We start from the raw sequence: 18,496 nt of genomic DNA, 5'->3' as shown, positions 1-18,496 counted from the left end.
GGTGATGGCCCGGATCGTGGTGGTCGGTGAGGCTCTCGTCGATCTCGTGGCGGAATCCGACGGACGCCGTTTCCGTGCTGATCCCGGCGGCGGGCCCGCCAACATCGCCGTCGGCCTCGGCCGGCTCGGGAACCCCGTGACGCTCGTGACCACCCTCGGCGACGACGCGTTCGGCCGCCTGGTCACCGGGCACCTGACGGCCGCCGGCGTGGCGCCGACCGTGCATCCGGCGCTGTTCACGCCGCTCGCCGTGGTGACGGTGGACGGCGCGGGCGTCCCGTCCTACGACTTCGCGATCTCCTGGGACGTGCCCGCGCTCGACGTGCCGCCGGACACGGCCGTCCTGCACACGGGTTCCCTCGCGGCGGCGATGGCCGCCGGACCGGTCGAGGCGGCGATGGCCGCGGCGCCCGTGGTGAGCTACGACCCCAACATCAGGCCGCCGCTGCTGGGCGACCGCGCGTCCGAGCGGACGCGGGTCGAACGCCAGATCGGGCTCAGCGACGTCGTCAAGGCCAGCGACGAGGATCTCGGCTGGCTCTATCCGGACGACGATCCCGTGGAGGTTGCGCACCGCTGGCACGGCCTCGGTCCGGCGCTCGTCGTCGTGACGCGGGGCGCGCGTGGCTGTGTCGCGGTCACCGCGTCCGGCCAGATTGAGCGTCCGGCCCCGAAGGTCGAGGTCGTGGACACGGTCGGCGCGGGCGACGCCTTCATGTCCGGCCTGCTGTCGGGCCTGCTGGCCGGTGGGCTATTGGATCGCAACGGCCTCGCCCGAGCAGACGAGACAACGTTGTCAGCCCCTCTCGCGGACGCGCTGGCCTCCGCCGCGATCACCTGCACCCGCCCCGGCGCCGACCCCCCGACCAAGGAGGAGCTCAGAACCGCCACATGAGCCGGTAGTGCCAGGGCACTAGTGCCAGGGGCCTGCTTTCGCGCTTTCCTCTTGCGCGCCCGGGGCGCAGCCGTGAGGATCACCATCCACTCGGACGGAAAGAGCCGAAGGATGGTGCAAATGGGACGCATCAGTTCCCGTGGTGGCGGCGCGCGGCGCAAGATCGTCCTCGCGGCCGGAGGAACGGTCGCGGTCACCGGGCTGGCCGCCGCGGGCGTGGTCGCGGCCGTGCAGGGAGGCGGGGACCCGAAACCCGCCTCGGCGGCGGCCGCGGCCATGCCGACCTTTCAGCTCCCCTTCCCCTGCGGGCAGACCTGGACGGGCTCGAACAAGAGCTCGGCGCACACCGGCTACGAGATCGACTTCAACTGGGGCACCACCGGCGAGGCCGACAACGGCAAGCCCGTGGTCGCCGCGGCGGCCGGGACGGTGATTCGGTCGGAGTACAGCACGTCCAGCGGCTACGGCAACATGGTCTACATCCGGCATTCCGGCGGCTACGTCACCCGGTACGCGCACCTGAAGAAGCGCCTCGTCGCGGTCGGCGCGTCCGTGGCCAAGGGGCAGCAGATCGGGCAGGTCGGCAACACCAGCGCGAAGTACGCCATCATCTCGCACCTGCACTACGAGCTGCGCGACTCCGCGGGCTCCCAGCTGCCCGCCTACTTCGAGGGCAGGAAGTTCGGCTACCCGACGCAGACGCTGACCGCCTGCGGGGGCGCCCCCAGCGATCCGGTGGCGTCGGTGTGCGGCAGCGGCTTCACGAAGATCGACGAAGCCGTGCTGAAGAAGGGCGCCACGACCCTCGGCAGGGTCTACCTGGGCTACGGCGCCGGGCAGAACTGCGTCGTCACCGTCAAGCCCAAGGGCGCCAAGGCCGCGATGGCGGCGACGCTCCAGGTCGAGGGCGCCACGGCGAAGTCCGACAAGGGCGACTTCACCTGGTACGCCGGACCAGTGAAGGCCGCTGCCGCCAGCAAGTGCGTCAAATGGGGCGGCACCATCGACGGCGTCACCTACACCAGCACCTACGAGCACTGCGCCTGAGGCCGAGATCTCCGAGCGCGCCCGCGAGCACTTCGCGTGGAGCGGGTTGGCCTGCGGGTGGGCGTCCCGTCCAGCGCCGCGGATGCGGCGCCGTCCCAGAGCACGGTGGACGCGGGTCTGGCGGCGCCGCGCGGCGCGGACTGGGTGTTCGCCGGGCACGGGGGCCAGACATACGCCCCGGCACAGCGGCCCCATCGGCGAGACGCTGACCGTCCGGGCGGCGCTGGTCCCGCACCGTCCGCCCGGGCCCACGCTCGCACCGCCATGGGTCACGCGGCTGGTCTGCGTACATCGGCTTGATCAGGTCTTCGTCCGGGGGAAGAACTCGGTCTCGGGGTGCTGCATGTACTCCATCGCCGCGGTGAACTCCGGGTCGCCGGCGCGCCGCTCCATCTCCTGAGGCGTCACGTCCTCGATGTGGGTCTGGATCCACCACACGTTGCCGAACGGATCGCGTACACGGCCGACCAGGTCACCGAAGGCGAGATGGGTGACCTCGGAGATGGAGACGCCGCCCGCCTCGACCGCTTGCCGGTGCACGGCATGGGCGTCCTCGACGTACAGCCGCAGGAACGCGGGCATCGCCGGCCACCCGGGGTCCCCGTCGAAGAGCATCACGATAGCGTCGCCGATCCGGACCTCCGCGTGCCCGATCACCCCGCGAGCGTCGATCACCCGGCCCAACTCCTCGGCGCCGAAAGCCTTGCGAAGGTAGTCGATGACCGCGGCCGTGTCCCGCGAGATGATCCATGGTGTGACGGTCGTGTAGCCCGTGGGTATCGCCTTGACGGACATATTCGTGGCTCCCGTGCTCGTTGGGGAATGGGTCACCGACACTAGGCGCGATATAGGTCAGTTCTCGTCCTACTTGGACGCGACGCGTCTGGCGGTCATCTCGCGCACGCATCCCACACGCGACATATCCTCCAATAGCGCCGATCTACCACACTTGTCGTAATAGCACATTTTGCGATTCGGAGCGCGCTAATATCGCTTCCCTGTCTGTCGGAGGTGGCTGATAGATTGACGATGATGGTGGATAAGGAGGTGAACGCATGGCGGTCTCGGTCGCGGTCGATACTCGCGCGGCTCGCGAATGGGAAGGGCGCCGATGGTTCCCTCCTGGGCCGCAACTCGCCATCTGCCTTTCGGGCGGCAAAGACCGACTGAGCGATCTCTCGGACGCCGAACTGGTCGAGGTCGCGGCGGCCGCGCGGCGCCAGACGTCCTGGGCGCAGGCACGCGAGCTGGCCGCGATCGCCGAACTCGCGCAACGCCGCCGACATGATGAGGACGAGACGGATGCCCCACGGATCCTGTCCGCCCACGAGTCGGTGGTCGAGGAAGTGGCCGCAGCGCTCACCGTGACCGGCAACACCGCCGCCGCCCTCGTCCACCTCGCTGAACGGCTCGCCGACGACCTCCCGAGCACGATGCACGCTCTGGAGGCCGGGCACATCGACCTGCCCAGGGCGCGCATCATCTGCGACGCCACCGACAACCTTTCGAGCGACCTCGTGAAGCGGGTCGAGAGCGCCGTCCTGGACAAGGCGTCCGAGCAGACCACGGGGCAGCTCCGCCGCCGGACGCGACGCATCCTTCACCGCATCGCTCCGGCCGAGTTCGAGGAACGCAAACGCGAGACCGTCGCCCAGCGGCGCATCGAGGTATGGGACGATCCGGCGGGCACCGCCGGCCTCGCCCTGCTCGACCTCCCCGCCGAGGACGCGCACGCCATCCACAACAAGATCACCGCAGTGGCGCACTCGATCAGGGCCGACGGCGACGGCCGCACGCTCGACAACCTCCGCGCCGACCTGGCCGTCCGCCTCCTGCGCGGCGACCGGCTTCCCGAAGCCGTGCACGCCCTGGTCACCGCACCGGTGCCCGACAGCACCTCGGCGGCCCCGTCACCGGCGTCCGCCGACCCGTCCGTGTCCCCGCCTGCGGCGAACGACGAGGCACTGACCGAGGTCGCGCACGCCGTCGATCGGGAGCTCACCCACGTCCTCAACCATGCCCGCGCGACCGGACGGCTCGAAGCCCTTCCCCTCCTCACCGCACGCGCCGTCCAGGACATGCACCGCAGCCTCCACACCCGCCGGGACGCCGAATGCCGCCCGGCACACAGCGGACACGGGCACTCGGCCTACCGGCCACCTGCGGCGATGCGGAAATCGGTCGAAGCCCGCCACGCCACGTGTGTCTTCCCGACCTGCAATGTCCGTTCCAGTCGCTGCGATCTCGACCACACGGTGCCCTACGGCCGCGGCGCCACCTGCGCCTGCAATCTCGCCCCACTGTGTCGCCGCCATCACCGCGCCAAACAGTCGCCCGGGTGGCACCTCACGCACCTGCTTCCCGGCCTCCTTATCTGGACGACCCCATCCGGCACCTGGCACATCGTCCGCCCCGAACGCCAGTAGATCGGCTCGCCGTTCACGAGTTACGGCACCATCCGGGCCCAGATCCATTTCCCGCCGACGGTGTCGCGGGTGGCGCCGCAGGTGGACGCCAGCGTGCTGACGATCGAAAGGCCCCAGCCCCCGTTGTCGTCGAACGCGTCCTCGGAAAGGTCGAGATCGTCAAGCGTCAGCTCGACGACGGGCTTCGGCTGCGGCAACCGGGGACTGGCGTCCCAAACAGCGATGATCACCCCTTGGACGTCCCGGCTCACCTGAAGACGGACCTTCTCGTCCGGCGTCTCACTGATCGCATTGGTGACCAGCTCGGTCACGATCGTCAGCGCATCGTCATGAAGATGCGAATAACCCCATTTGTGTAGACGGGCTCCGGTCAGCGTCCGCGCGAGTCCGACCGACGCCGGCGACCCCAGAAGTGAAATGACCAAGTCGTCCGTTATTGTTGCCATCCTCGCGCCTTCCTTGACGTCGGTTCTTTCGATTCCCGCACCAAGGCTCGCTGGCGTGTCCTACCGTTCGCGTGTACATCAAACAACTCCAAACTCGGGAGGACCGATGCCGGCCATCCGCGAACCGCTCGACCCCAAGATCTCTCTCTGGTACTTCCTTGCGTTCTACCTGCGCTTTTGGCGCGAGAAGCACGGCATGACCTTGGATCAGTTCGGTCGGATCATGGGAGTTGCTCGTTCCAGTGTTTGCAACATGGAGGCTGGGAGGCAGCGGCCACAAGACGATCAGATGAAAGCGCTGGACGAAAGATTCGGAACAGGTAGGCTATTCCGTCTGATGCTCTGGTTTGCCCGAATAGCTCACGACCCCGATTGGTTCCGTCAATACAGCCAATACGAGAGGGAAGCCAGTTCGCTCAGGTCCTACCACGGGCAGGCGGTACCACTGCATCTCCAAACCGATGAGTACACCGGGGCGCTCGTCCGGGCGAGTACCACGAGGGACCGCGAGGGTGAGATGGCTGAGCGCATCGAGCGCAAAGCCGGTGTGCTGGGACGCGAGGTCGTGCCTGACATGTGGGTGCTCATCGACGAAGGCGTCCTGATGCGTGAAGTTGGCGGTCCAGAGGTCATGGCGAACCAGCTTGAGCACCTGCTGGAGATGGGGGATCAGGGGCATGTGAGCATCCGCATCGTCCCCTTCTCGTCTGGTGCCACCCTCGGCGTGGACGGATCGCTTCAGATCATCAGCCTGGAGACCAGGGACATCGCCTACGCGGGAGCTCAGGGCGGTGGCCGCCTGATCGAGGTGCCTGGCGAGGTCCGCGAGCTGGCGGATAAGTTTGACCGTATCGGTGCGAAAGCCGCGTCGGAGGATGGCTCTCGCGCGATGATCGAGTCGTACCTGGAGAGGTATAGATGAGCGTGCGGTGGCATAAGAGTTCGCACAGCGGCGGTGTGGATGACAAGGCGTGCGTTGAGCTGGGGCGACTTTCAGTCGGGGTCGGGGTGCGCGATTCCAAGGATCCCGAGGGTGGCCAGCTCAGCTTGACGGCTGGGGAGTTCGCCAGTCTTGTCCGAAAGATCAAGGGGCGGGTCGAGCGGTGACCGGGATGTGAGCGGCCGGGCATGGATAGGCCGCGCCTCGGGAGACGGCTTTCTCGCGAAGATCGAGTCGTGCTGAGAGGTAGCTGAATATGGAGTGGCGCAAGAGCTCGTACAGCGGCGGTGTGAACGACACGCAATGCGTTGAGCTGGGACGGCTCTCGGTTGGGGTCGGGGTGCGTGACTCCAAGGCCCCGGAGGGTGGGCAGCTCTATCTGACGGTGGGGGAGTTCGCGGGGCTCGTTCGGCGGATCAAGGGGCACGTGGGGCGGTGACCGGCGGTCCGAGCGGGCGGGTGGGGGCGGGTCAGACCGACTCGTCTATGAGGTGGGTGTTCCAGACTTCGGCGGCCCGTTCGTGGGAGTCGACGCCGGAGAAGAAGTGGTCGGCCAGGGTGGCGTAGTCCGGTGAGTCGACGCCGGTGACGTCGATGAACTTCGGGCGGTAGACGGCGAAGCCCTCGGAATGCGGCCGGTAGGGGACGGCCATCCGAAGCGAGCGGCGGGCCGGGCCGTATGGTAGGCGTCGGTGACGAGGACCGCGTGTGCCCAGCCTTCGCGACCCGCCTCTAGGGCGCGCTGGCCCGCTTTCGCGGCGTCGCCGACGTCGTCGTGGACGAGGCGCTGCATGCCGCGGGTGCCGTCGGGCTGCGCGTGGCCGAGGATGGGGATCAGCGTCTCGCCGTCCGAGACGCTCCAGATGCCGTGGGCGGCGAGGAATCCGGCCGTCCGGGCGAGTTCGTTCATGGCGAGTGACCCTAGCGGGCGGGGACGACATCACCGAAGCCGGAAATCCGGCGGGGGAGACCGTTCTCTTATTCCTTCTGGGCTACGGCGGTCCAGCCGGCGTGGGTGACGTATTCGCCGCCTTGGGGACGCCATTCGTGGAGGGGGACGACGCCCGGGTCGAGGATGGTGAGGCCGTCGAGGAGCGCGGTGACCTCCTCGCGCGTCCGGGCGACGAGGGGGGCGTTCGCCGAGGTGGAGCGGTAGGTCTGGCCGACCTGCATGTTGCGCTGCTCCTCGATGGCGGCGTGGGAGAGGATCACGTGGCTGCCGGGCGGGATGGCGTCGATGTAGCGGCGCATGAGGCCCGCCGGGCCCTCGGCGTCGCTGACGAAGTGCAGGACGGCGACGAAGAGGACGCACAGCGGGCGCTCGAAGTCGAGCAGGGCGTGGACCTGCGGGTCGGCGAGCAGGGGGTCGGGGTCGCGGACGTCGGCCTGGATGACGGCGGTCTGCTCGTCGGTGCTGACCAGGGCGCGCGCGTGGGCGACCACCACGGGGTCGTTGTCCGCGTAGACGACCCTGGTGGCGGGCTGGACGGTCCGGGCGATCTCGTGGACGTTGCCCTGGGTCGGGAGGCCGGTGCCGATGTCGAGGAACTGGTCGATGCCGCGTTCGGCGACGTAGCGGACGGCGCGCTGGAGGAACGCCCGGTTCGCTCGGGCGACGCCGGCGACGGTGGGCAGGACGCGTTCGACCTCGTCGGCGGCGTCCCGGTCGCAGGCGTAGTTGTCCTTGCCGCCCAGGAAGTAGTCGTACATGCGGGCGACGTTCGGGGTGAGGGCGTGCTCGGGTCCTGGTGTTGTCGCGTCGTCCACCGTCGTCCGCCCTAACTACGTGAAACCACAATGAATCAGGCGACCCAGTCTAGGACGGGACGGCGGTCAGGGGCGTTCGTCCGGGCCGACGGCGGGGCCGTGGTCGCCGCGGCGGCGGGGGCCGGGCAGGCCGCTGCGGACGGTCGGGCGCGTGCGTTCGGTGGCGTGGGAGGCGCCGAGCGCGGCGGCGACCATGTTTCGCAGGACGGGCAGCTTGGCGTAGAGGGCGTCGCCCGGGCACTGGGTGGTGGTGACGTAGTCGCGGTGTCCGACGATGGACGTGTGGGGGTCGAGGTCGTAGACGTCGCAGAGCCAGGCGAGGGTCCGGACGAGCGCCTTCCACAGGGCCGGGGTGGGGAGCTCGGTGACGTAGGTGCCCTCGTTCTCGATGCCGAGGGTGTGGTCGTTGTGCCCGGCGGTCTGGGCGCCCATCACGTTGGCGCCCTGGGCGATGGCCTCCAGGGAGCGGTTGCGGCCTTCCATGACGTATCCGCCGCGGCTGATGGTGAGCTGCTGGCCGGTGTCGTCCCAGCCGTTGGTGTCCATGTGAAGGTTCTGGCAGTCGCGGGACAGCTGGAACGCGTGGGCGCGGGAGTAGTCGGTGGAGTTCGGGAAGGCCATGTGGTGGACGACGAGGTGGTCGGGCGCGGCGATGATCGGCGCGGGTGCGACCGGTGGCCTGGCCTCCCACTCCGCGCGCGTGTAGACGCGCGGCCGGTTGGCGGCGGCGGCCGGGAGCGCGAGGTCGGCGGCGCCGAGCAGGACGGCGCCGCTTGCGACGGCGCTGGCGCGGGTGAGGAAGTCGCGGCGGGCGAAGGGCGAGATACCGGACATGGCGGGAGCTCCTTGCGGATGGGCCTTGCCGACCATGCTGACCGACGGGCCGGAAGCGGGGGAAGGCGGGGAGGCCGTCAGCGTCCGGCGGCGGCGGCCATGTCGAGGGCGAGCCGCCGGTAGCGGTGGGCGATCTCGGTGCGGCCGAGCGGGCCGTCCGGGGAGAACCAGCTCGCCACGCCGGTGCACATCACGACGATCGCGCGGGACGCCTCCAGGGGGATCGGCGTACCGAACGCGCCGAGCTCGGCGCCGCGGAGGAGGACGTCGTCGAAGAGGCGTTGCTGCTGGTGCCGTTTGTCCAGGTGGCGAGTTCTGACGGGTTCCTCCAGGGCGCGGAGTTCGCTCGTGCCGAGCATGGTGCCGCGCTGGTCCTCCAGGTGGAACAGGACGTGCGTCTCGACGGCCGCGCCGAGCCGGGACGCGGGGTCGTCGCCGGCGTCCGCCAGGGCCGCGCGGGTCCGCCGGAGGAGCTCCTCGATCCCGCGCTCCATGATCGTCGCGAGGACCTCCTGCTTGGACGCGAAGTGGTAGTAGAGCGCGGACGGGCTGAGGCCCGCGCGGACCGCGATGTCCCGCACCGAGGTGCCGTGGTAGCCCTGCTCGGCCATCACCGCGATCGCGGCCTTCAGGATCCCCTCCTCGCCGGGGCCCTGGACGGGCGCCGGTGCCGCGTCCGGCACGGCGTCCGGGTCGGCGGGGACGGTGTCCCGGGAGCGTGCGGCCATGTCAGCCCTTCCTGCGGGGGCCGGTGAAGCCGAACAGGTGGCCGGCGACCTTGCGCATCTGGATCTCCTCGGCGCCCTCGGTGATCCGGTAGCGGCGGTGGTGGCGGTAGATGTGCTCGAACGGGGTGTGCCGGGTGTAGCCGAGGCCGCCGTGGACCTGCATCGCGCGGTCGGCCGCCTCGCAGACGAAGCGGTTGGCGCGGTAGTTGCACATCGACACCCGGTCGCTGATCTCCATGTGCGGGACGCGGTCCAGCTCCCACGCGGTCTTGCGGACGAGCCCGCGCAGCAGCTCCGCCTCGGTCTGGAGCTCGACCAGCGGCCACTGGATCGCCTGCCGGGTCGCCAGCGGACGTCCGAACGTGCTGCGCTTCAGGGCGTACTCGACGCTGCGGTCGATGCAGTACTGCCCGGCGCCGACCCCGGAGGCCGCCTGCCGGATGCGGTTCTCGTGGACGAAGGTCTGCGCCACGGCGAGGCCCTCCCCTTCCGCGCCGAAGATCGCCGAGTCGGGGACGCGGACGTCCCGCAGGGTCACCTCGGCGTGGTCGGTGGGCATGTTGAGCGTCCACCAGTGGAAGTCGACCGACAGGCCGGGGTCGCTTGTCGGAACGAAGAACGCGGTGATGCCCTGCGCGTCGCCGGGCTTGCCGGACGTCCGGGCGAACACGACGTCGTGGGTCGCGGAGTGCATCCCGGAGTTGAACCGCTTGGCCCCGTTGATGACCCAGTCGCCGCCGTCGCGGACCGCGGTGGTCTCCATCCAGGTCGCGTCGCTGCCGTGGTCCGGCTCGGTGAGCCCGAACCCGATGCGCTTCTCCCTGGCGAGCATCGGCTCCAGGAACTCCTGCTTCTGCTCGGCCGTCCCGAATTCCAGCATCATGTGGACGAACGGGAAGTTGCCCACGACCGAGGACTCGTTCTGGAGGTCGTTGTGCAGGCCCAGCCCCTTGTGGGCCAGATGCTCGCGGATCACGGCCATGTCGAGGTTGGTGCCGTCCGAGCCGCCGACCTCCTTGGGCAGGCCGTAGCGGAGCCAGCCCGCGGCGTCCGCGCGGCGGAACATCTCGGCCAGCAGCTCCTCCCACTCCGGCCGCGGGACGCCGCCGTTGTCGAAGTCGGTGCGGGCGTACTCGCGGCGGTGGTCGAAGAAGCGCTCGTTGTCGTCCTGTTCCTGGAGCGGTCGGATCTCCCGTTCGATGAAGGCGTCGAGGTCGGCCAGCAGGCGGGTCAGGGTCTCGGGCAGCGCGAAATCCATAAATCCTCCTGAACGATTGTTCAACCAGCATCGCACCGCCGCAGCGCCGGGCCAAGAGGGAGAGCACGGACGCGTGAGATCCGCTACGAGTTCGCGGTACGCGTCGCGGAGGCTGGCGCGGCGGGCGGCGCCGGGCCGGTGGCGCCGGGTCAGGTGGGGTCGCCGGTCGGTAGTGGGTCGGCCAGGGCGGTGTCGAGGTTCGGGCGGATGGTCAGCCGCTCGTCGACGTGCGTGACCTGGAGGACGCGCAGCACCTCGTCCTGGATCGGGCCGGCCAGGACGGCGCTGCCGCCGCGCCCCTCGGCGGCCAGGTAGAAGCGCAGCAGCAGGCTGAGGCCGGTGGAGTCCAGGAACCGCAGGCCGCGCAGGTCCAGGACGAGGTGCTCGCCGTGCCGGCGGCGGGCGTCGCGCATGTCCTGCTCGACCTGCTGCACGGTGTCGAGGGCCAGGTCCCCGGTCAGGGTGATCACGGCGCGCCCGTGCTGGGCGCTGCCGGTCACCTCGTACTCGGCCATGTGGCTCCTTCGGCGTGGGTTCGCGGTCGTCCGGCGGGCGGGGGTGGCGCCCGCGGGGCGGCTCAGGTGCCGTCCGCCGAGGACGGCACGGGACGGACGGTGGTCAGGTCGGCGATGCCCGAGAGGGTCAGGACCGGTTCCAGCACGGGCGGGGCGACCAGTTCGAGGCGCTCGGCGTGGCGGAACAGGATGCTGAGGCCGGCGCTGTCGAGGTACTCGACGGCGCTGAGGTCCACCACGAGCGGGCCGGCCGCGCCGTCGAGGGCGGCGGTGATGGCGGCGGCGAAGTCCTGGCTGTTGCTCATGTCGATCTCGCCCGCGGCGGCCAGCACGGCGGTGCCGTCCGGGGCCCGGCCGGGGGTGAGCGTGAGCGGCGTGGTCATGACTCGATCCTGGTGTGCATGCGGACGGTCGTGCCGTCCGGCCCGGGAGTGATGGTGATCTCCTGCATCAGTGCGCGCATCAGCGCCGTCCCGTGGCCGCGGTTCGGATCCGGCTCCGCCCGGGGCGTCCGCCAGCGACCGCTGTCGGCGATGACGAGGTCGAGCCGGTCGGCGTGCGCCTCGGCGCGCAGCCGGACGGCGTCGCCCGGGCTGTGCCGGTGGCCGTGCTCGATGGCGTTCGCGCACGCCTCACCGGCGGCCACCAGGACGTTCTGGGTGGTGCGGCGGGAGAGCCCGCAGCGGGCGAGCCAGCCGCGCAGCGCGTCCCGGACCCGGCCGAGCTGGGACGACTCGGCGGGGAACGTCACCTCCAGCGGGGCGGGGTGCCGGTACAGCAGCAGCGCGACGTCGTCGTCGTAGCCGTCCGGCGGGGCCAGCCGGGTCATGATGCGGGTGGCGAGGTCGTCGACGGCCTCGTCGCGGCCGTCCTGCACGGCCTCGCCGGCCTGGGCGATGCCGTCGCTCAGCGGGCGGCGGCGGCGCTCGACGAGCCCGTCGGTGTAGAGCAGCACGGTGGCGCGCGGGGGAATGGTGGCTCCGGCCTCCGGCCGGGATGCGCCCGGCCGGACGGCGAGCGGCAGGGACCGGCCGCCGTCGAGGAGCTCGACCGAGCCGTTCGGCCGGGCGAGGATGGCGGGCGGGTGCCCGGCGCTGGCGTAGGTGAGCTCGCCGGTCTCGGGGTCCAGGACGCCGCAGAACACGGTGGTGCACACCGCCTCGGGGATGCCCGCGGCGAAGTGGTCGAGGGTCATCAGCGCGCGGGCGGGGCTGGCGTCCCGTAGGAGCAGGGCCCGGCATGCGCTGCGGAGCTGCCCCATGACGGTCGCTGCGTCCAGGCCGCGGCCGACGCAGTCGCCGACGACGATGCCGATCCGGCCGTCGGGGAAGGTCAGCACGTCGTACCAGTCGCCGCCGACCTCCAGCGGACGGGCCGCGGGCTCGTAGCGGACCGCGAACCCGATCGGGAGCTGCGAGGGGCCGAGGATGGCGCGCTGGAGCGCCAGGGCGGTCTCCCGCTGCCGGTCGATCTGGTGGGCGCGGGCCAGGCCCTGGGCGAGCCGGCCGGCCAGCAGCGACAGCAGCACCTGGTCCTGGTCGGTGAACGGTCGCCGTTCGCTGAGATCGATCCACAGCACCAGGGACCCGAGCGGATGCTCCAGCGTGATCGCCGTGGTGTGCTCGGCGGACGGAGAGAGCGTCGGGTGGTCGCGCAGGGACGCCAGCTCGTCGCGCCGCCGCTCCGGAAGGGACTCCCAGGTCACCTCCGGGTCGGTGGACGTCAGCGCGGGCGGGCCGTCGCCCTGGAAGATCGCGGCGAGCACGCGTTCGGCGCGCCACACGTCCCGCAGCTCCGCGAGCGCGCCGTCCAGCGCCTCCGACAGGCTCACGGCCTCGGCGAGCCGCATGCTCAGCGCCGCCAGCGCGGTCTCGCGCTGGATGGCGTAGTGCTCGGCGGTGACGTCGCGGAACGTGCCGACGACGACGCGGCGCCCGGTCTCGGGGTCGCGGACCTGGTTGAAGGAGGCGCTCGCCCACAGCCGGTGCCCGTCGCGGTGGTCCACGGGGATGGTGTAGGTGCCGCGCTCCTGCCCGAGCAGGGTGCCGAACGCCTCGGCGACCTGCCGGTACGCCTGCGGGTCGGTCCGCTCGTCCGGCCACCAGGGGTGGACCGGCGGGTAGGGCAGCCCCTCCGGGCCGTATCCGAGGATGTCGGTGAACGCGGTGTTGATCTCGATGACGGCGCCGTCCTCGTCGCAGACGAAGAACGCCTCCTGGAGCGAGTCGACCAGCGCGGTGCGCCAGCGGGCGTGGTGGTTGCGCAGCCGCGCCAGCTCTACGTTCGCCCGGGCCCGGGCGAGCAGCTCGGCGGCGGCGAACGGCTTCAGCATGTAGTCGTCGGCGCCCGCCCGCAGCCCCTCGATCGAGGCGTCCTGGTCGGCGCGGGCCGACAGCAGCAGCACCGGCACGGCCGCCGTGCGGGGGTCGCCGCGCAGCGCCGCCACCAGCCCCAGCCCGTCCAGGTGGGGCATCATCACGTCGCTGACGACCAGGTCGGGCGCGGCCGCGCGGACGGCCCCGAGCGCCGCCCGCCCGTCGGCGACCGCGTCCACCTCGTAGCCGGCGCCGCGCAGCAGGCGGGTGAGGTACTCGCGCATGTCGGCGTTGTCGTCGGCGACCAGCACCCGGGCCGGCACCTGCGGCGCGGTGGTCGCGGCCGTGGGGCCCGCCTCCGCCGGGGCGTCGGCGGCGGGCTCGTCGGCCTGCTCCCGCGGCAGCCAGCGCAGGGCCTCCTGGACGTAGGGGTCGGCGCTGGCCGACACCCCCGCGGACCCGCCCGGCGCGCCGTCCGGCCCGTCCGCCGCGGCGACGGCGTCCGCGGGCAGGTGCGCCGCCCCGAACGGCAGCCGGACGGTGAACCGGGTGCCCTCGCCCTCGCGGCTCTCCGCGGTGATCGTGCCGCCGTGCAGGCCGACCAGCTCCTTGACCAGGGCGAGGCCGATGCCGCTGCCCTCGTTGGACCGGGCGCGCGTGCGGCCGTTCTCGATGCGGTGGAAGCGCTCGAACAGCCGGGGGATCTCGTCCTCGGCGACGCCGACGCCGGTGTCGGCGACCGTCACCTCCGCCTGCCCGTCCACGACGCGCGCCCCGACCCGGATCGACCCCTCGAAGGTGAACTTCAGCGCGTTGCTGAGCAGGTTGAGGATCACCTTCTCCCACATGCCGCGGTCGACGTACACGGGCTCGGGCAGCGGGTCGCAGGCCACCTCGAACGCCAGCCCGGCCCGGTCGATGGCGGAGCGGAAGACGCTGGCCAGCTCCGCGGTGACGGCGGACAGGTCGACCGGCTCGTAGTGCGCCTGCATCCGGCCGGCCTCGATGCGGGAGAAGTCCAGCAGCGTGTTGACCAGCTTGCCCAGCCGCAGCCCGTTCCGGTGGATGATCTCCAGCTCCTGGAGGACCCGCTCGTCGGCGTCCTCCAGACGGCCGCGGAGCTCCTGCACCGGCCCCATGATCAGCGTGAGCGGGGTGCGGAACTCGTGGCTGATGTTGGAGAAGAACGTCGTCTTGGCGCGGTCGAGCTCGGCCAGCTCCTCCGCCCGCCGCTGCTGCGCCTGGTAGCTCCGCGCGCTCGCGATGCCCGCCGCGAGATGCCCGGCGGTCAGCTCCACGAACCCGCGGTACCCCTCGTCCAGCGGGCGGTACCGGTTCAGCCCCGCCACCAGGAACCCGTACGGCGCGCTGCCCTGCTGGAGCAGCGGCACCACCAGCGCCTGGACGGGCGGGTCCTGCCAGTCCCCGGACGGCAGCTTCGCGAACGCCTCGCCTTCGAGCGGCACCACGACCGACTCTCCCCGGGAGAGCGCCGCCACGGGCCACACGCCCTCCCGGGCGGCCGGATGGACGGCGGGGATCCCGGTCGCCTCCGCCAGCCGCGCCCCGCCGTCCTCCTCGAACAGGTACGTCAGCGTGAAGGGGAGGTCCCGCTTGTTGCGGTCGAGCTGCCGGTGGGCGAAGGTCAGCGTCTCCTCCTCGGTGCGGATCACGCTGGGGTCGGAACCGAGGTCCCGCAGCGTCGTCATGCGCCGCGCGCCGATGACCCGCTCGGTCTCCTCGATGACCACGCACAGCATCCCGACCACGGCGCCGGAGTCGTCCCGCAACGGGCTGTAGGAGAAGGTGTGGTAGGTCTCCTCGGAGTAGCCGGACCGCTGGAGGAACAGCAGCAGCGCCTCGTCCCAGGTGGCCTCCCCGGTGGTCAGGACGGTGTCGATCCGCGGGCCGATGTCGTCCCAGATCTCCGTCCACACCTCGGCCGCCGGACGGCCCAGCGCCCAGGGGTACTTGCGGCCCAGGGTGTCGCGCCGGTAGGCGGCGTTGCAGAAGAACGTCAGGTCGGGGCCCCACGCCATCCACATCGAGAACCGCGACGACAGGAGGATGCTCACCGCGGTCCGCAGGCTCTGCGGCCAGCCGGACGGCGGCCCGAGCGGGGTCGCCGCCCAGTCCACGTCGGCGAGATCGCGCCCGATCTCGCTGTCGGCGCCGAACACCCCTTCGTTCACACCGACCCCTCCCACGCTCACGCCGCCCCCCTCTGGCGTCCGCACCGGCCGCTCGAAACGCTCGCGGTGGTCGTGCCGGTGACCGGATCACGGCAGCCGTTGCCGTACGTTGTTCCCGGTGCACGCTCGATCCCTCGGCGCTCGTGCCCCGTACATCTTTACCGAGCGTCGAGGTGAATTAACGAAAAAATAGGATAGATCAGCCCAGGATATGTGTCCGTTCGGACGCTGCCCGCGAACGAGGTGGAGATGACGGATGCCATCCGCACAGGAGCGTCTTCGGTGACCGACCGCACCCTCGCCGTCACCCTCCCGCCGGCGGACGCCGAGATCCCCGTCGTGGGCGTGGCCGGGGACCTCGACTACCACACCGCCTCGGAGCTGCGGAAAGCCCTGGAGACGGTGTCGTTCCCGGCCGGCTCCGGCGTCGTCATCGACCTGTCCGGGCTCGCCTTCTGCGACTCCACCGGCATCACCGTGCTCATCGCCGCCTACCGCCGCGCCCAGGCCGCCGGCAGCGCGCTCCTGCTCGCCGGAGCGAACGCCGACCTCGTTCAGGTCCTCCGCATTATCGGGCTGGAGGAGATCTTCTCCCTTCACCCCACGGTCGACGACGCGATCGGCGCCCTCAACCAGTCCTGACCGTGCCCTGACCGCGTGCCCTGATTGCGTGCCGTGGCCCTTGAGCGGGCTATGGCCGGGCGCCTCCCGTGCAGCGGTGCTCGCCCTTGCCGCCCTCGGAGGAGGGGGCCCAGGGAGAGCGCCGGGGCGCCTTCCGGCGGGCCCTGAACGCCGTGACCCTCGCCCGGAACGTGTCGTCGGCGTCGTCCGGCCCCTGCCCCAGGAGCTCCACGCCGGCGTCGGACGGCAGGTACGGGACGGTGCCGCGGCCGGCGGCCCGCGCCGAGGTGATCGTGAGCTCGTAGTGGGCCCACACCATGGCGGCGCCTTCCAGGCGGCGGGCCGTGGCGTCGACGAGGTAGACCTCGGACAGCGCGGTGACGATCAGCAGGACGGGCGCGTCCCGGTCCAGGTTGAGGGCGGTGGGGTCGGACGGCCAGATCGCCACGCGCAGGCGCCGGTCGTCGAGGACGCGCAGGTCGCCCCAGTCGGGCACGCAGACCCGGGGCCGGCCGTCGGCGTCGGAGGTGACCATGACGATGGGGCGCTGCCGCCCCGGGGAGCTGGTGATCGCGTTGACGGCGGCTGGGAGCACCTCGGAGGGGAACACCATCGGCATGTCCGCCTTACGTCGAAGGTCCGGCCGGGTCGGGAGCGTCCCCTGAGCCGGTGGGGGCCCCTTCCCGGACGGCATGATCGTCCACCCGAGATATGACCCGGCCGCGCCGCCGCCGAACGTATCCGGACCGCCATAGAAGGCAGCCATCGGGGATGGCGGGTGATCACGGAAACGGTGCGGACGGCGGCGCGGCCAGGGCGTCCTTACGGCCGGGCCCCTTCGGTGCAGCGATGCTCCCCCTTGCCGCCCGGACCCGGCGGGCGGGCCCAGGGGGAGCGCTGCGGCGAGGTCCGGCGCCGGGCTTCGAGCGCCGGGGCCCTGCCGGCGGGCGCGCCGTCCGCCTTCGAGGGCCGCTGCGCCAGGACCTCCCATCCGGCCTCGGCGTCGCTCTCGGACCGCGGGCGCGGGACGGTGCCGCGGTCCGCGACCCCCGCCGAGGTGATCGTCAGCTCGTAGTGGGCCCACACCATCGCGGCGCCTTCCAGCAGCCGGGCCGTGGCGTTCACGACGTAGACGTCGGACGGGATGGTGACGATCAGCAGGGCGGAGGCGTCGCGGTCCAGGTTGGCGGCGGTGGGGTCGGACGGCCAGACCGCCACGCGCAGGTGCCGGTCGTCGACGGCGCGCAGGTCGCCCCAGTCGGGCACGCAGACCCGGGGCCGCCCGTCGGCGTCGCAGGTGATCAGGACGACGGGGCGCTGCCGCCCCGGGGAGTTGGTGATCGCGTTGACGGCGGCTGGGAGTACCTCTGGTGAGAACGCCATCGGCTATCCGTCCCTTGCATCGAAGGTTCGGCCGGCCCGGGGCACCCGGACAGGTCAGTGCCCCCAGCCTATCGAAAGTATGTTCGACTCTGCGACCACCGGACCGTGGTGGGTATGACGCGGGTATGCCAGAGGGACATCTGCTTCACCGGTACGCCGTCGAGCAGGCCGGAGCGCTCGCCGGCCGCCGTGTGCGCGCGACGAGCCCGCAGGGCAGGTTCGACGCGGATCCCTATGACGGCTGCCGGATGCGGACCGTCGAGGCGTACGGCAAGCACCTGTTCTACGTGTTCGACGACGCTCGGGCCGTGCACGTGCACCTCGGCATGCGCGGGCTGTTCCTGCGCTACGACGACCCCGCGACCCCGCCGCGCGGCGGGACGCGGCTCCGCCTCGCCACGGCGGACGCCGCGTTCGACCTCATCGCCCCCTCCCGCTGCGAGGCCTTGGACGAGCCGGAGCTCGCCGCGCTGCGTGCCTCGCTCGGCCCCGACCCGCTCAGGGACGACGCCGACGAGGCGGAGGCGGTCCGGCGGATGGCCGCCGCGCGCGTCCCGGTCGGCGCGGCGATCCTCGACCAGGCCGTCTGGGCGGGCGTCGGCAACGCCTGGCGCGCCGAACTGCTGTTCGTGACCGGCCTGCACCCCGCCGCGCGCGGCCTCGGCCCCGGCGGCGCGTCCCGGCTGTGGGAGGCCGCCGTCCGGTACATGGCGCTCGGACGGGACGCCGGGCAGGTCGTCAGCGACCCGTCGGCGCCGGACGAGCGGTGGGTCTACAAGCGCGAGACGTGCCGCCGGTGCGGCGCGCCCGTCCGCAGCTGGCAGCTCGCCGGACGGACGGCCTACGCCTGCCCCGTCGACCAGCCGGAACCCGCCACCGGCTGACGGCGGCACGGGCCGAACCGACCGCCCGGGCTGTGGTGTGCGGCTCGGGCGGCACGGATGGAACGCGGCGGAACGGGATGGAACGCCCAACGGGTGTAGGGCCATCGATCCGTATCCGTGAGCCGTAAGGAGCCACCCGTGTCCATCCGGTTGTCCACACGCGCGCCCCGGCCGGCGCCCAAGCGGCCGTCGAAGCGGGCGTCCGGGCGGGCGGGCGGTGCCGTCCTCGCCGCCGCCGCGCTGCT

General features: G+C 71.6%; 20 protein-coding genes. 8 read left to right on the top strand and 12 right to left on the bottom strand.

Annotated elements, in window-relative coordinates; all coding sequences use genetic code 11:
* Positions 1 to 4: 4 nt before the first annotated feature.
* Both E1300_RS17390 and E1300_RS17385 read left to right on the top strand, forming a co-directional pair.
* Complete coding sequence (locus E1300_RS17390; protein ID WP_131758057.1) at positions 5 to 895, top strand: carbohydrate kinase family protein; 891 nt, start codon at positions 5 to 7, stop codon at positions 893 to 895.
* A gap of 120 nt (positions 896 to 1,015) precedes the next feature.
* A complete protein-coding gene (locus E1300_RS17385) occupies positions 1,016 to 1,942 on the top strand; it encodes a M23 family metallopeptidase (protein WP_131758056.1) in 927 nt (308 codons plus the stop codon).
* Between the two features lie 300 nt (positions 1,943 to 2,242).
* Here the strand turns inward: E1300_RS17385 and E1300_RS17380 are convergent, their stop codons facing one another.
* On the bottom strand, positions 2,243 to 2,737 hold the full coding sequence (locus tag E1300_RS17380; protein ID WP_131758055.1) for a VOC family protein: 495 nt from the start codon (positions 2,735 to 2,737) through the stop codon (positions 2,243 to 2,245).
* 260 nt (positions 2,738 to 2,997) lie between these two features.
* On the opposite strand from E1300_RS17380, the gene E1300_RS17375 reads away from it, so the two are divergent.
* On the top strand, positions 2,998 to 4,368 hold the full coding sequence (locus E1300_RS17375; RefSeq protein WP_131758054.1) for an HNH endonuclease signature motif containing protein: 1,371 nt from the start codon (positions 2,998 to 3,000) through the stop codon (positions 4,366 to 4,368).
* 20 nt (positions 4,369 to 4,388) lie between these two features.
* On the opposite strand, the gene E1300_RS17370 is transcribed toward E1300_RS17375, so the two are convergent.
* Positions 4,389 to 4,814, bottom strand: coding sequence for an ATP-binding protein (locus tag E1300_RS17370; RefSeq protein WP_370784977.1), 426 nt, complete (start codon positions 4,812 to 4,814; stop codon positions 4,389 to 4,391).
* Between E1300_RS17370 and E1300_RS17365 the strand changes: the two genes are divergently transcribed.
* The 3 genes from E1300_RS17365 to E1300_RS17355 all read left to right on the top strand — a co-directional run bounded on the left by E1300_RS17365 (position 4,786) and on the right by E1300_RS17355 (position 6,193).
* Complete coding sequence (locus E1300_RS17365) at positions 4,786 to 5,736, top strand: helix-turn-helix domain-containing protein (RefSeq protein ID WP_131758052.1); 951 nt, start codon at positions 4,786 to 4,788, stop codon at positions 5,734 to 5,736. The genes E1300_RS17370 and E1300_RS17365 overlap by 29 nt on opposite strands.
* Positions 5,733 to 5,921 (top strand): DUF397 domain-containing protein, encoded by a 189-nt coding sequence (locus tag E1300_RS17360; protein WP_131758051.1) that lies wholly within the window; start codon positions 5,733 to 5,735, stop codon positions 5,919 to 5,921. The genes E1300_RS17365 and E1300_RS17360 overlap by 4 nt, the downstream gene beginning before the upstream one ends.
* An 89-nt stretch (positions 5,922 to 6,010) precedes the next feature.
* The gene (locus E1300_RS17355; RefSeq protein WP_131758050.1) at positions 6,011 to 6,193 is read left to right on the top strand and encodes a DUF397 domain-containing protein; all 183 of its coding nucleotides are present in this window, start codon (positions 6,011 to 6,013) and stop codon (positions 6,191 to 6,193) included.
* A gap of 31 nt (positions 6,194 to 6,224) precedes the next feature.
* Here E1300_RS17355 and E1300_RS17350 read toward each other — a convergent pair whose 3' ends face one another.
* From E1300_RS17350 to E1300_RS17315, 8 genes are all read right to left on the bottom strand, one after another.
* Positions 6,225 to 6,407 (bottom strand): hypothetical protein, encoded by a 183-nt coding sequence (locus E1300_RS17350; RefSeq protein ID WP_131758049.1) that lies wholly within the window; start codon positions 6,405 to 6,407, stop codon positions 6,225 to 6,227.
* A gap of 325 nt (positions 6,408 to 6,732) precedes the next feature.
* Complete coding sequence (locus tag E1300_RS17345) at positions 6,733 to 7,521, bottom strand: SAM-dependent methyltransferase (protein ID WP_207399801.1); 789 nt, start codon at positions 7,519 to 7,521, stop codon at positions 6,733 to 6,735.
* Positions 7,522 to 7,587: 66 nt separating this feature from the next.
* Positions 7,588 to 8,355 carry a peptidoglycan recognition protein family protein gene (locus tag E1300_RS17340; RefSeq protein ID WP_131758048.1) on the bottom strand — a complete coding sequence of 256 codons (768 nt, stop codon included), beginning with the start codon at positions 8,353 to 8,355 and terminating at the stop codon, positions 7,588 to 7,590.
* 77 nt (positions 8,356 to 8,432) lie between these two features.
* Positions 8,433 to 9,083: a TetR/AcrR family transcriptional regulator gene (locus tag E1300_RS17335; protein ID WP_131758047.1), complete on the bottom strand. Its 651-nt coding sequence runs from the start codon at positions 9,081 to 9,083 to the stop codon at positions 8,433 to 8,435.
* Between the two features lies 1 nt (position 9,084).
* Positions 9,085 to 10,341 carry an acyl-CoA dehydrogenase family protein gene (locus E1300_RS17330; protein ID WP_131758046.1) on the bottom strand — a complete coding sequence of 419 codons (1,257 nt, stop codon included), beginning with the start codon at positions 10,339 to 10,341 and terminating at the stop codon, positions 9,085 to 9,087.
* Between the two features lie 149 nt (positions 10,342 to 10,490).
* Positions 10,491 to 10,856, bottom strand: a complete 366-nt coding sequence (locus E1300_RS17325) for an STAS domain-containing protein (protein WP_131758045.1) — start codon at positions 10,854 to 10,856, stop codon at positions 10,491 to 10,493.
* Between the two features lie 62 nt (positions 10,857 to 10,918).
* On the bottom strand, positions 10,919 to 11,239 hold the full coding sequence (locus E1300_RS17320) for an STAS domain-containing protein (protein ID WP_131758044.1): 321 nt from the start codon (positions 11,237 to 11,239) through the stop codon (positions 10,919 to 10,921).
* The gene (locus E1300_RS17315) at positions 11,236 to 15,363 is read right to left on the bottom strand and encodes a SpoIIE family protein phosphatase (RefSeq protein WP_242619202.1); all 4,128 of its coding nucleotides are present in this window, start codon (positions 15,361 to 15,363) and stop codon (positions 11,236 to 11,238) included. The genes E1300_RS17320 and E1300_RS17315 overlap by 4 nt, the downstream gene beginning before the upstream one ends.
* Before the next feature lie 282 nt (positions 15,364 to 15,645).
* Here E1300_RS17315 and E1300_RS17310 point away from each other — a divergent pair, with 282 nt between their 5' ends.
* The gene (locus E1300_RS17310) at positions 15,646 to 16,005 is read left to right on the top strand and encodes an STAS domain-containing protein (RefSeq protein WP_242619201.1); all 360 of its coding nucleotides are present in this window, start codon (positions 15,646 to 15,648) and stop codon (positions 16,003 to 16,005) included.
* A gap of 49 nt (positions 16,006 to 16,054) precedes the next feature.
* Here E1300_RS17310 and E1300_RS17305 read toward each other — a convergent pair whose 3' ends face one another.
* Both E1300_RS17305 and E1300_RS17300 read right to left on the bottom strand, forming a co-directional pair.
* The gene (locus tag E1300_RS17305; protein ID WP_207399799.1) at positions 16,055 to 16,597 is read right to left on the bottom strand and encodes a hypothetical protein; all 543 of its coding nucleotides are present in this window, start codon (positions 16,595 to 16,597) and stop codon (positions 16,055 to 16,057) included.
* A 209-nt stretch (positions 16,598 to 16,806) separates the two neighbouring features.
* Positions 16,807 to 17,367, bottom strand: a complete 561-nt coding sequence (locus tag E1300_RS17300; protein ID WP_131758041.1) for a hypothetical protein — start codon at positions 17,365 to 17,367, stop codon at positions 16,807 to 16,809.
* 125 nt (positions 17,368 to 17,492) lie between these two features.
* Here E1300_RS17300 and E1300_RS17295 point away from each other — a divergent pair, with 125 nt between their 5' ends.
* Positions 17,493 to 18,251, top strand: coding sequence for an Fpg/Nei family DNA glycosylase (locus E1300_RS17295; protein WP_131758040.1), 759 nt, complete (start codon positions 17,493 to 17,495; stop codon positions 18,249 to 18,251).
* The last annotated feature ends 245 nt before the right edge of the window (positions 18,252 to 18,496 follow it).

The organism is Actinomadura fibrosa (assembly GCF_900659615.1).
GTDB classification, from domain to species: domain Bacteria; phylum Actinomycetota; class Actinomycetes; order Streptosporangiales; family Streptosporangiaceae; genus Spirillospora; species Spirillospora fibrosa.
The sequence above is the reverse complement of the archived record's forward strand: the minus strand, read 5'-3'. Positions and strand labels throughout refer to the sequence as shown.